This window comes from Pseudomonas sp. G5(2012), from assembly GCF_000408945.1.
Taxonomy (GTDB): domain Bacteria; phylum Pseudomonadota; class Gammaproteobacteria; order Pseudomonadales; family Pseudomonadaceae; genus Aquipseudomonas; species Aquipseudomonas umsongensis.
In genome coordinates this window covers 1-12,828 of sequence record NZ_APIO01000173.1, presented here as the reverse complement: position 1 = coordinate 12,828, position 12,828 = coordinate 1, and the positions used below count along the sequence as shown (strand labels likewise).

The 12,828-nt window shown below is 48.2% G+C and carries 12 protein-coding genes; 2 read left to right on the top strand and 10 right to left on the bottom strand.

Features of this window, described 5'->3' with window-relative positions:
• Together PG5_RS34025 and kdsA are read right to left on the bottom strand one after the other, a co-directional pair.
• The coding region (locus tag PG5_RS34025; RefSeq protein WP_371106626.1) for a cytidylyltransferase domain-containing protein at positions 1–135 on the bottom strand (135 nt) is incomplete at its 3' end.
• Between the two features lie 31 nt (positions 136–166).
• Positions 167–1,009 carry a 3-deoxy-8-phosphooctulonate synthase gene (gene kdsA / locus PG5_RS31690; protein WP_042955936.1) on the bottom strand — a complete coding sequence of 281 codons (843 nt, stop codon included), beginning with the start codon at positions 1,007–1,009 and terminating at the stop codon, positions 167–169.
• 476 nt (positions 1,010–1,485) lie between these two features.
• Between kdsA and PG5_RS31685 the strand changes: the two genes are divergently transcribed.
• Together PG5_RS31685 and PG5_RS31680 are read left to right on the top strand one after the other, a co-directional pair.
• Positions 1,486–2,421 (top strand): SIS domain-containing protein, encoded by a 936-nt coding sequence (locus PG5_RS31685; protein ID WP_020801166.1) that lies wholly within the window; start codon positions 1,486–1,488, stop codon positions 2,419–2,421.
• Positions 2,422–2,569: 148 nt separating this feature from the next.
• On the top strand, positions 2,570–4,048 hold the full coding sequence (locus PG5_RS31680) for a glycosyltransferase family A protein (RefSeq protein ID WP_020801165.1): 1,479 nt from the start codon (positions 2,570–2,572) through the stop codon (positions 4,046–4,048).
• A gap of 172 nt (positions 4,049–4,220) precedes the next feature.
• On the opposite strand, the gene PG5_RS31675 is transcribed toward PG5_RS31680, so the two are convergent.
• The 8 genes from PG5_RS31675 to PG5_RS31640 all read right to left on the bottom strand — a co-directional run bounded on the left by PG5_RS31675 (position 4,221) and on the right by PG5_RS31640 (position 12,573).
• A complete protein-coding gene (locus tag PG5_RS31675) occupies positions 4,221–5,894 on the bottom strand; it encodes a cps5B protein (RefSeq protein WP_020801164.1) in 1,674 nt (557 codons plus the stop codon).
• A complete protein-coding gene (locus PG5_RS31670; protein WP_042955933.1) occupies positions 5,891–6,871 on the bottom strand; it encodes a glycosyltransferase family 4 protein in 981 nt (326 codons plus the stop codon). The genes PG5_RS31675 and PG5_RS31670 overlap by 4 nt, the downstream gene beginning before the upstream one ends.
• A 14-nt stretch (positions 6,872–6,885) precedes the next feature.
• Positions 6,886–7,956, bottom strand: a complete 1,071-nt coding sequence (locus PG5_RS31665; RefSeq protein WP_042955939.1) for a polysaccharide biosynthesis/export family protein — start codon at positions 7,954–7,956, stop codon at positions 6,886–6,888.
• A 40-nt stretch (positions 7,957–7,996) separates the two neighbouring features.
• Positions 7,997–9,103, bottom strand: a complete 1,107-nt coding sequence (locus PG5_RS31660) for an ABC transporter permease (RefSeq protein ID WP_042955932.1) — start codon at positions 9,101–9,103, stop codon at positions 7,997–7,999.
• A gap of 48 nt (positions 9,104–9,151) precedes the next feature.
• A complete protein-coding gene (locus PG5_RS31655; protein WP_042955931.1) occupies positions 9,152–9,805 on the bottom strand; it encodes an ABC transporter ATP-binding protein in 654 nt (217 codons plus the stop codon).
• Positions 9,806–9,818: 13 nt separating this feature from the next.
• Positions 9,819–10,613, bottom strand: a complete 795-nt coding sequence (locus PG5_RS31650; protein ID WP_081648203.1) for an ABC transporter permease — start codon at positions 10,611–10,613, stop codon at positions 9,819–9,821.
• Between the two features lie 240 nt (positions 10,614–10,853).
• Positions 10,854–11,645, bottom strand: coding sequence for a CPBP family intramembrane glutamic endopeptidase (locus PG5_RS31645; protein WP_020801158.1), 792 nt, complete (start codon positions 11,643–11,645; stop codon positions 10,854–10,856).
• 664 nt (positions 11,646–12,309) lie between these two features.
• On the bottom strand, positions 12,310–12,573 hold the full coding sequence (locus tag PG5_RS31640; RefSeq protein WP_020801156.1) for a hypothetical protein: 264 nt from the start codon (positions 12,571–12,573) through the stop codon (positions 12,310–12,312).
• Positions 12,574–12,828 lie beyond the last annotated feature (255 nt).

The window sequence follows — 12,828 nt, the reverse complement described above, 5'->3', positions numbered from 1 at the left end:
TACTTGCGGGGCGCGTTCGTAACCGTGCTGCCCCATTGGCTTGCCGGCAATATCAGCCAGCGGCTTGCCCAGCAGGCGGGTCGAGCCGTAGCGAGCCGGAATGACAATCGCGACCCGTTGTTCTGTACTTGCCATGTTCACAATCCTTGTTTCAACAGACTTGGCTTCATGCAATGTTCAGTGGCGGGAACGATTTGACCAAGTCATCCAGTGCCTTGATCTGGGCCAGGAACGGCTCCAGTTGATCCAGTGGCAGGGCGCTTGGGCCGTCGCACTTGGCTTGATCCGGGTTCGGGTGAGCTTCCAGGAACAGACCTGCCAGGCCGACGCCCATCCCGGCACGGGCCAATTCAACGACCTGCTCGCGGCGACCACCCGATGCAGCGCCCGACGGATCACGTTGTTGCAGGGCGTGCGTCACGTCGAAAATGATCGGCAGGTTCGCGCAGGTACGCTTCATCACGCCGAAGCCCAGCATGTCCACTACCAGGTTGTCGTAGCCCAGGCATGTGCCGCGGTCGCAGAGAATCAGTTGGTCGTTACCGGCCTCCTTGAACTTGTGCACGATGTTCTGCACTTGCGATGGGCTCAGGAACTGAGGTTTCTTGATGTTCACTGGCTTGCCAGTTTTGGCCAAAGCCACTACCAGATCGGTCTGCCGAGCCAGGAATGCAGGCAGTTGCAGCACATCGACCACTTCGGCGACAGGTGCGCACTGTTCAATTTCGTGAACGTCGGTAATCACCGGTACACCGAACTCGGCCTTTACCGCTTCGAATATACGCAGACCTTCTTCCATGCCAGGCCCGCGATAGGAGTGGATGGAGGAACGGTTGGCTTTGTCGAAGCTGGCCTTGAAGACGTAAGGAATGCCCAGTTTCTCGGTGACTCGCACGTATTCGGCGCAGGCGGTCAGGGCCAGGTCCAGGGATTCGAGGACGTTGACGCCGCCAAAAAGGACGAAGGGGGCGGTGTTGGAGCATTCGATGGTTGGGGTGATTTTCAATATCTATAGTCCATTTCGGAGAATGTGCGACGCGTTGATTCATTCAGCAATTAATGTTAATTATTTTTGAGTGTGTGGTCCATTTTGGTCGTGTCAGTTTAAAAAGACTTGTGGAAAAACGAAGCTGACTTTTCAACTCTCGTGCGTCTTTTGTCATGTTTTTGCTCGGACGGGCGACGTATTTAAAGCAATTTCAGCTGACCCTGTGACTTGGATCCGGTTCTTCAGCCTATAGGGATGTTCTGCAGTGGCCGAATCCACGGTTAACTCGAATGCTCGTCTAGCCCGTTATGTCGGAGCTCAGACGAGGCGCGATAGTACGGCCCTCATCCGTTGATTGCCATCCAACGGGTACTTGAACGTATGTTTCGCGCAACAAAACCGCCAATTTCCTACCGGCGGCGGGATATCTACATTCCCTCTCTGACACTGAGCCGTTAACATACGCGCCTCCAAAATCAAGGAACGATAGCGTCCCCATGAATCACCTTCCAATTGCCAAAGAAGCCCTCTGCGCCCAAGCGCAAGCCATCAGTCAGTTGGCCGAACGCCTGGATGGCGAATTCCAGCGCGCGGTCGAACTGATCCTTGGTTGTAAAGGTCGTGCAGCGGTATGCGGCATGGGCAAATCAGGGTTGATCGGCCAGAAAATGGTCGCGACCTTCGCCTCCACCGGCACCCCAAGCCTGTTCCTGCATCCTGCGGAAGCTTTCCACGGCGACCTCGGCATGCTCAAACCGATAGATGTGCTGATCCTGATTTCCTACAGCGGCGAGACCGAAGAAGTCATCAAGCTGATCCCAAGCCTGAAATCCTTCGGCAACAAGATCATCGCCATGACCGGTAATGGCCAATCCACCCTGGCCAAACACGCTGACATCTGGCTAGACATCTCGGTCGAGCGCGAGGTGTGCCCAAATAACCTGGCACCGACCACCTCCACCCTGGCCACCATGGCCATGGGCGACGCACTGGCCGTGGCGCTGATTAGCGCCCTTGACTTCAAACCGATGGACTTCGCCCGTTACCATCCCGGCGGTAGTCTCGGTCGCAAACTGCTCACCCGAGTTAGCGACGTAATGCACACCAATATCCCCAAAGTTACCCGCGACACCTCATTCCACGATTGCCTTTTGGTTATGACCTCCAGTCGACTGGGCCTAGCCCTGGTTATGGATAACGACAAACTCATTGGTATCGTTACCGACGGCGATCTACGTCGTGCGCTGTTGGACAACCCAGGTGTCGTGAATGAAAACGTCTCCACATTCCTGACGCCAAACCCGCACACAGTCAAGGCTTCGGCTCAGTTGTCTGAGGCTGAGGCTTATATGCTCGAACATAAGATTCGGGCGCTGCCAGTGACTGCTGATGGAAGTGATGAGGTGGTGGGGGTTGTGGAGATTTTTGATTAAGTATTTTCCTTTGCTGACGATAACTTCAATGGATGGAAAATAGCTGCTTGTGATCTGATCGTAAGGTCGATGCCGTTTTTGGAATTACAGATGTTTTATTGGGTGTCTCTTAGCAGATGCCCTGCACAATTTTTAGGGATATGGGTTTATGGGAACTTCGAGCACTGACATTAAATACTCTATAGTCATTCCGACGTTTAATCGGAGTGATATTACTCGGAGTTCGATGTATTCTATTTTAAATTTAGTTAAAGCGCGCAAGCAAAATGACTTTGAGATAATAATAGTCAACGATGGCTCGACCGATGATACTCAGGCGTATTTTGAGCGTGCGGCTGAGGAAAATGATTTTGTTCGTCTGATTAATACTGATAAGTTGAATTCGGAGTATCGCAATCCTGGGTTTGCAAGAAACTCAGGGATTAAAGCGGCAAGAGGTCAGCGCGTGTGTTTTTGTGATGGTGATATTATTCACCTTTCTGATCCCCTGGATGAAATGGATAAGCTACTAAATACGCACGGCGATGAAGTATATATCACGGGCGTACATTATCGGCTCTTTGATAATAGGCTTGATGGGCCGCGAGGTGTGGCGAGCGATATGCCGCACGGTTCTTGGTTATCTGTGCAACGCAAAGTTTTGTTAGAAATTGGCGGGTATGACCAAAGGTTCAAAAAATACGGGAATGAGGATCAAGATATAGTTCAAAGATTGAGACGGCGCGGCCTCAAACATGTTGTGGGTGCTAATATTATAGCTATACATCCTAGATTTGATGCTGAAAGATCTGTTTCTAGTTTTGATCAGGTGGCCAAGGATATTCAAATAGAGTTTCAGCGAGATGTTTCAGTGCTGAGAAATGTTGGTCAGCAATGGGGTGGTTTTCAAGAGAAGGGGGGGGGCGCCCAAGATAAAGCTTCTCAAATAGTTGAAAAAACAGTCCCCGCTGTTGTTGCGGAGCCTGTTTCAGGGAATTTAACTTCTACTTTAATGTCGTTGTCTGAAAGCCTCTCCATGTTAGTGGAGAATAAGAAAAGCACAGATAGAATACTTTCCTTGGTGAATAATATTCATCGAGGGTATGTTTCAGTTGAGAGCGCAACCTTTGAGAGAAAAAAGCATAAGGTTGGAAGGAAAGAAATATTTGATCTGGTGAATTTTAGCGCTGGTTTTACAGTGGCGGCGGATAATAAGGTGTTGGGTGGTGAGTTTAATGCTTTGGTGCTTTCCGAAGCGGTTGCATCTTCCTGTGATGTGGTGATTCTTTCTGAGTTGCACAGGCAGCGAAATGTAGGTAGTTACCTAGATCGTGCTTATAGTTTGTTGAAAGAAGGAGGGGTTTGCATTTTGCTATGTCCTGCTTACTCGAACAATATAGGCTCGGGTAATACTAATTCACTTTGGAATGCTGGATATCTTTTATATAATTTTGTGTTGGCAGGTTTTGATTGCAAAACTTCAAAAGTTGCAACTTTTGATAATGAAATTCAGCTGAGTGCGTATAAGACTGGAAGAGTGAGTAAAGGTATTTCTATCGGAGAGTTGGCAGATTTTTTCCCGCTTGATGTTTATCAGCATTTTAATGGAAATATCAAAGAACTGAATTGGGTTAAAGATACTAAGTAATTTGTTTGGCTCGAAGTTCACAAGGATGTGAATTTTATGTATGGCCTATAAGGTTGATTGCTGAGATTTAAAGCTTGGTGTATTAATGGGGGCTGTGATTATATTTTTGTTCGGTGCTCTTGAGTGGTAGAAATGCGACGTATGTAAACATGGCGTCGCATTTTTTTTGCTGTTAAGAAAGTGACCAAAAAAAATGATGTAGCCATCTAATTTTTTTGTTCTTTGAATCTAAGAAAAATTTTTTCGGAGATTTAAAGAATTTCCCCCACTTTTTCTTAGATTTTGAATCAGGATTTTTTTCGGATGATGCAGGTGTTTGTGCGGGTGCGGGTGCGGTAACCGGTTGCGCTGGTTTGGTTGGTTTCGCTGGCTGCACTGGTTTCGTTGGTTTTGCTGGTTGTGCCGATTGCGACGTTTTTTCGGGTTGAACTGTTTGTTTTGGTGCTGCAGCTTTAGTTTCTTGTGGTTTTGCGTTTTGTGCTTGTTTGGAGATGAGTGTTATGTGAGGAGTTATGTTAAAAATAGTTTTTAGCATAATTTTTCCGGATGGAAATGCCGAAACTAATGAGAATTGAAGTGCTTTGGTAATAAATTCTTCATATGATCTGTATTGTGCAAGTCCAAGTCGACTTGGAACTTTTCCTGCTTTTAGATCATCAATGAAATCGTCGACCTTCTCAAGGGAGTAGTCTGACGTAAATCCCAGGTTGCCATAAAATGCATTCGCAAATTGAATTGGTTGGAACCCTTCGAAAGCAGCTTCTAATAATGCCTGGGAGTTGAGCCCTAATACATATTCCGTTTGTCGGAAGATTGATTTGATGTTGTAATCTTCTAGAATGAGTAGGCGCTCGCTGCTATTGTAGCCTTTTTCGTTAGTCTCGAAGTGCGACGATAGCTCATTGAATGTCAATGGTGTTGTTATGTTTTTCTTTTTCCTTTCCCAAGGGTGTGCTTTAAATATCACATTCAGATCGGTTTCGCTGAGTACTTTCCTTATTATCTCTTTGTAAAAACAAAGGGAGTTAAGGCCGAGATCTTTGTGTTCGAGTAACGAGAAGTCATTTAACACCTGGCCGGTAATTAGTACCGTCTTCTGGTTGTTTTTGAATAATTTTTCTTTGCTTTCTAAAGGTTGAACGACGTTTTTGTTAGTGCCGGAGAGGATTTTGTTTACTGCCTTATTGCGGTTGCGATCTCTTTCTGCTGGTGAGTCATTTGATCCCAGGGAGCGATAATAGGCCTTAAATTTTAGATTAGAGTTGTTTGCGATCGGCTCGTATTTTTCTTCGATGTAGTTATCGCTGCCGGTGAAAAAACTTTCCAGCACAAATGCACGTGGAGCACTGTTTTTCAATAATTCCAGTAGGGTGCGTGCATAAATCAAACTGCCAGAAAAAACCAGAACAAACTTTGGGTTGTATTTTTTGATGGTGGTTGCCCAATGGTTTATCCATTGGATAGCCGCAGCCATATTCAAAAGTAAGGTTTCTTTCTCTGTGTTAAATATATAGTTAAAAATTTCTCGTCGTGTGGCGGGTAACGGAGTGTTGATTATGGTGGATCTAGTTATGAGTAGGGAGAGTATTTCAGCTCTTGCTACTTTGAATATATTGATTTCAAGTACGGTTAAGTTGAAAAGTTCATCCTGGGTCAGTGACTGTAGGTGAAGGAGTTCTTCATTCAGTTGCTCTTGGTGCGCTGAGTAGTCACCGAACAAGCTGATCCAGTTTTGCCGTTCTTCATTAAAGATGGTATGGGCCTTGGATTCCTCAAAATACTCGTAGAGACTTCCAAAGTTTTTTCTATTAATGTGAATTGGGTCAGCAATGAAAAATTTGCTCATGCGAATAGCTCTAATACTTTATTGATTGAGACTTGGTTTTCTTTGATTAAGCTCAAGTGCTCTTTCATATTTAAGTTGATCGACTCTTCCCAGGTAATAAGATTTTCACTTGGCTGTCGACTGGACTCTAGCAAATCTTTATATCTTGAGTTGCCAGGCTCTGATAGATCATTGAGCATGGCTGCGTCAACGCTGGGGTCCATTGTTAAATAGATGCCGTGTTTATCGTTCTCGATTAAATCGGGGACCATACCTATTGGGTTTGCTAGAACCGGTACGCCCATTGCGGCAGCTTCGGGTATGTTGGCTGGTCCGCCTTCAAAGTAACTAGTCATCAACAATGCACTAACGCCTCTGTAGGCGTCGATTAATGTTGGATAGGGGAGCCGCTCATAGACTTCAACGTCAAAGCCAAGATTGCGAAGTGAATTACCTTCTTCCGCACGCCCGTCTCCAATTAACAAAAAGTCTATATTGTCGGAGTCTAGACGTTTAGCAAGCTCAAATAGATATGCCTCCCCCTTTACCTTTCTCGCGTAGCGTTTCGATACTACAGCGACAGTAAATTTTTTTCGATCTTCGCGGCCAAGCTGTCTTGCGTTGTCGATTAGGTGGTGATTATAACCGTGAGGAATAACGACTGTATTCAATATGCCGCATTCTGCAAGTTTTTTCTGTTGCAAGGTGTTCAAGCAGATAACCGTATCGGCTTCTTTGTAACGATCAAGAAAGGCATTAATTGAGAGCCAGCCATCCGGATCGCTCAAGTCATGGTGGACAGTTACGACGCACGGTTTAATCAAGCGTTCTTCGAGGTGCGGCCGATGATAGTGTCGAACATGAGCGCCAATGATAGGCTTGTCACTTGGGATGTGTGCTGCGTACTGATACGTGTAGCGGGAAAAGTATGAAAAAATATCTTCAAATATTCCGCTGTGTACATTATTTGATAGTACGTGGTTAACTATGATTGTCATAAAATCACCTTGGCTTATTTTTGCAGACTATCAATAGTTCTACCAAGAACTAACGTTTGAACGATGGGGGATATGATTTTTTGCCATTCGTGGACTGCCGCGTTAGTAACATAGATCGTGTCGTCAGGCTGCAACATAACTTTCCGCGCATAGAAAATTGCTGCTGGGTCTCGCATGTCAATTCGCATCACCAGTGGTTTCGTAATGTTCGACGATTCGTTCAGGCGGAAAACGAATACGCCACTAGGATTTGCGTTTGCTTCTTTCAGTCCCCCTACGGAGCCTAAGGCGTCCAAAAGACTGGTGTTTTGAGCTGGCAGATCGTGCAGTCCCGGGCTGCCGACGGCCCCCATTGCTACGAAACGCTTACGCGCACGTTCAAGAATTACTTCTGAATTGGGCCTGAGCGTTGAGTTGTTACCTGCTAAAATTTCTTCGTAGTTAAGTGTGTTTACTTGGTCACCATTGCGAATGGTAACGTTAACTAAATGTGGTTCCATTACAGGGCCACCAGCTTGGTTGATGGCGTCTAGTAAAGTCAGTGGGCCTTGCAATGTTGAAAAGCGTCCTGGGCTTTTTACTGCGCCGGCGACCAAGACCGAGCCAGAAAGATCGCCGATTAGATCAACATGAGCTTGCACGTCAGAAGTCACACCCTTAAGTTTCTGTCGAATCATATCTTCGACTTGAATAAGGGTCATGCCGGCGACGAACTGATGGCCGACATAGGGCAAGGAAATCATGCCTTGAGAGTCGATGCGCACCTTAAACTGAGTGCCTCCACTCGATAGCGGTGCAAAAAGACCGCTTCCCTCCGGAGCGTTATCCGTAATTAAAATGCTGAGCGCATCGCCACCCATCAGTCGGACACTTTGGGCAAGCGGAGAGGTGATGTTCGCCTTTGCCGGTTTTGCAGCGGGACGCATGAAGGGGGCTATTGAATTAGCATTGATTTCCACTAAGTCATATTCAGCGTTTGGATTTTCGACGTCTCCTTTGTAAGGGCCAGCGCCCGATATCACACCGCTGCAACCGGAAAAAGTGAGTGTGGCAATGATCAAGCCAAAAACAGCACTGTTTCGCATGTTTGAGCTTAATTGGCGAAGGGCCAGGGCGTTAGTGGAGTTAATCACGGTGGTCCTCGATAGAAGCAATTAGGAAGCGGGTGATACCGTAAAGCAAAAGCAGCGCCATAAGGATGGTGGCGAGATTATATAAGCGCTCTGGGTAGAGAGCTATTTGTGGTGTATTGGGGCTAATAACTGTTACTAGGGTTCTTATTTTTTTACTTGCTTCAATTCTAGCGTTATCTAGCGCGGCTACGGCGGTTTTATAGGTTTCCTGAGCAATGCCCGCATCAAGAGTCAATTGTTGGAATCGTGAGGCTACAACGTTCAGTTGAGCTCCATCGGGAGCCGAAACCAATAGTCGTTTTTCGGCACTAAGTTGTTCTCGAATCGCGTTTACGCGTTGTTGCTGTTGTTTTACCTGGGGGGCATCAGGGTCAAGTTTGTACAACATTTCTGTTAATGTTGCGCGTTCCTTGGAGTTTTCTCCCTCTAGTGTTTCGATAATAGTAGCGCGTCCTTGTGCGGAACTCCTGCCGTCCAATACTTTGTTAATGTTTTGGAAGCGTAGTAATTCTTCTTTGCGCTGGGCGTAGTTGGTTTGTGCGCCAGTGAGCTCTCCCTGTGCAAACCTCATTTGTTCGCGGGCGATACTGTGAGAGACTTCGTTTACAAAGTGCTCGCTCGCTTCCAGTATGGTTGTGACCATCTGCTCAGCTAGTTGCGGGCTAAATGCTTGAACTTCTACCTTGAGTAATCCAGTCGTTTCGTCGTAGTGAGCAGAGACCATGCGTTGGTAATATTTCAACAACTCTTCGCGAGGGGTATCTGCTTTCACCCAAAAAAACGGATCGCTGCGTTGTTGGGCGTATTGTTCAACCCAGTGTAGGCGGTCTTCCAAAAGTTGCATCATGTCCATTGAGACTATGAATTCACGTAGATACAGAGTTTCTTGTCGGGAGGCTGAGTTAGTCCCGCTTAGCAAGATGCCTAAGCCTGGGAGTTGCGCACCCGGATTGCTACCTTCTTGACGCACCACAACTTGAGCCGAGCTAACGAAGCGGTCGACAGCAAAGAAGCTATAATAGATGAGCGCCAGCGCCATCGGTATAACTATCAGTCCGAGCGTTAGGCGCCAGCCTTTGAATTTACCCATACTACTCATATCCACACGCACCCTTGAAATAAAACGGTGACGACACGATCAGGAAGATCAAGTGTTGTAAGCCATGATGCCCTCATCGACATCGTCATAAATCTGTACTCCACCATTACGCACCAATAACACGACATCGCAAAGTTTTTTTATGTCGCCCATTGAGTGTGATACCAACACCACTTTAGACTTCTGTAGTTTTTCCTCGAAGACATCGGAGCACTTACGCTTGAAATGTGCATCGCCAACTGACATAACTTCGTCAATTAGATAGTAATCAAAATCAAAAGCCATGCTCAAACCGAACGCGACACGTGAGCGCATACCCGAAGAATAAGTTTTCACGGGCTCATCAATCCAGTTGCCTATTTCCGCGAAATCCTCCACGTACGCAACCTTCTTGCGCATAGCTTCGCCCACGGCGCCATATACACGGCAGACAAACTTAATGTTTTCGCGACCAGTCATGCTGCCCTGAAATCCACCGGCCAAACCAACGGGCCAAGAAATACTCTTGTCGGTTGCAACGGTGCCCGAGTCAGGTACATCGGCGCCGCCTAAGAGGCGCATTAGTGTCGATTTGCCAGCGCCATTTCGTCCGATGAGGCCAATGTTTTTTCCTGCTGGGATTTTGAATGACAAGTCACGGAAAATATGCCGGCGGCCTTTTGGGGTGAGGTACGACTTGGTGACGTTTCTGAGCTCGAACACGGGAAGCCTGTAGTTAGCCGTTTTTAGTGGAAACTAGATGCAGTCGTCTCACTCGGTAGGTCCCGAGAGAGACAAATAGCAGTACTAGAGTGGCGCCAATTACGTAGTTGACCGAGATGCCATCAACAGTAACGTAATAGGGGAAGATCTCGGATCGGATCAATTCCAACAGGTGTAGGAATGGGTTAAGCAGAAATAATGGCAGCATTTCTTGGGGCAGGTAGGTGGCAGGGATGAGAACGCCCGAAATAAAGTACAACGGAAAAAACATCATCTGAATAAATAATTTACTGTCCGGAAGTGCATGGGCGATTAATGACAGTAATACACCCAATCCGAATGAGAACAAAAGTCCCAATACGATGGTGATGATCCATTCAATGGGAGCCCGAATCGACATATCAAAGCCATACCAAGCAAATCCAAAAACTAGAATTGCGTACACGGTAGCAGAGATGCTGAACTCCACTAGAATTCTTGCAATAAAAGTGTCGAGTGGTTTGATTTGTTTATAGCCGAACAGAGAGCGGTTTTCCTTTGGACTGTTCATTAGGCGTAGAGCTGTATTCCGAAATAGCAGGAAGGGAGCAAGGCCTACCAGCACAAATACTGGAAAATCAATTCCTGCGATCGTTCGCCCACGTATTAAACTGAATAAAACGCTCAGCACTAAAAGATGGCAAATGGGCTCGAGAAGCGTCCATATGGCCCCCATACGACGGTCGCCGAAACGCGAGCGCGCTTCACGCAACACCAAGGCGAAAATGACGGATTTTTTGATTTGCAGGGGGGAGCGAGGCTTGAGCATGATTTACCGCACAGCACAACGGCGCGATAAACGCGTTGCTTGAATTCATTTTCAGAGGACTATCCGCCAATGTAGGGCAGATTGCTTCCATTCGTGGGGCGGGAGGTTAAACGCTGGGCCGGACAGGAGTCAAGTCGCATAGTTCCCTACCGATAACCGGCCGTTTTTGCCATCGGGAAGGGCATTTTGACAAAATTTGTCCAGTCGGTCAGGACTTGGGGTTGTGCGCGGGATGATGGCTCATGTGGCCATCATTGGATAAGAGAATAAGCCGAAGTGCAGCAGATTTAAACCGAAATGTGTGGAGATTGCAGCGGCCAGTCCGCCGAATCGATAGGCCAGGCCGTAACCGACGCCCGCCAGGGTCGCCAGCAAAAACCACTCCCAACCGGCCCCCCAGTGGGCCAGCCCGAATAATAGAGAAGCGATTAACAGGGCAAGGTGTTCGCCGTAGTGCAGGTGTTGGAGGCGCCGGCTCAGGCCACCTTGTATGTAGCCGCGAAATAGCGCTTCTTCTACTAGCGTCACCAGTAGCAGGTTGTTGTTTATCCACAGCCATGCCTGCGGCGGCCATTTCGGCGACCATTCTACGATTCCCAGCAGCGATGCTCCCCCGAGCGTAACGAGTGCCGTTAGGCTGAGGGTCAGGGCGCCTGCTTTTATCGCTTGCATAAATGAGTGGCGGCCGATGATCCATGGGCACACGAGTAACAGCCAGAAGCCTATCAGCGGTTTATCCAGGTTGAGATACATCGAGAACGGCACGGCGTTCTCGGTGAAGCGCTCCTGATCGATCATCCTGGCGTTTTGAAACCCCGGCCACCAATGCAGAGCGAGGGTGAGGGCCAGGAGGATGAATACGGCATGACCAAGATAGCGGACGTAGCGGGCGTGTTGTTGCCGGGCGGCGAAACCGGTGAGCAGCAACAGGATGATGGCGATGCTCGCCTGGGCGGTAATTTGCCCGTAGGTGAGGGCCAGGACATAGCCGGCAGAGAGGAGTGTCAGGTATGGCCAGGGCATGACGAGCATGAACGTTTCCTTGTTTCGGGTGAGCTCGCTTTAATGTGGGGCATTTAGGCAGATATGGCCGTGCTTCTGCAATTGTGATGCTGTGTCTTAGTGCGTAAAACAGAGTGCGTGACTATGTTTAAAGGTGCCTGAAGTTCGTTTAAGGACGCGTTGCCGAATCCTGCTGGAAAAAGGGGAAGCATATGACAAGTTGGCCCGTGATCGCTGTGACGTTGTTGATGTTGATGCCTCTGATGGCCCTGGTTACTTCGATAAGGGGGTGGGTCATGCATTTCAAGATCGAAGGTGATACTGAGTATTAGTTGCGGTTTGACGTAGTACCGGTCATTTCTATAACGCGAGTATTGAGCACAGGGATGTGGTCCCCCACAAAGTCAGCATTTTGTGGGTAATGCTGTTCCCTTCAGAGAGTATGGGCTGAACAGCCAGCGCATAAAGTGTGGGTGACATAGGGCTGTCGCGCCGGCGATGGCGGGCTTGAGCGGTGCGTTGGACTTTCGGGAGGTTTCGCCGGCGAGTCAGATCTCCGCACCGCTGGCTCCTACAGGGAGCCGCGTGCATTCGACATCAGGTTGTCCGGTGGCCGCTTGGCCAGGCTGCGACGGCGGGCTATCGGAAAGCAAATCGCAGATGCTGCTGGGATGCGTCAGCACGTGCGCGAGGCTCAATGAACGGCCGAGGACCTTGGGACGGGGACGCGATCAAACTTGGAAACCTCTTTGATCCAGAATCGACGGTACTCCGTTTGATCCGGCGCCAACGGCTTGTGATTCGACCAGGCGTGTCCTGTTTTCAAGGCTTCGCGATACGCCTCCCACTCTTTTTCCTCGGCGACTTCCTTCGCCCTTTTCTCATCATCGAACCAACCAAGAACATACACTTCGCCTTGATCGATGCCGTGCTCGATCAATAGATAAATCTCTTTCATACGCTAAACCCATAACGACACATTTCTAAAATACCCTACCACAGCGTATTGCCCTGATTATCGGCAGGGGTTTGCATTTCTTGAGCTTATGGGTTGGGGCAGGGCCACGAGTAGTTTTTTTGGGTTTGGTTATCAGGCTGAACAGGGCGTCTGGCAGGTGCGCTTTTTCGTGTTTCACCTGTAAGGCAGTCATTGGTTGTGAGTACGCATTCGCCGGCAGCCTGGCTCCTGCGGGGGGTATGCGTATGGCTTCCG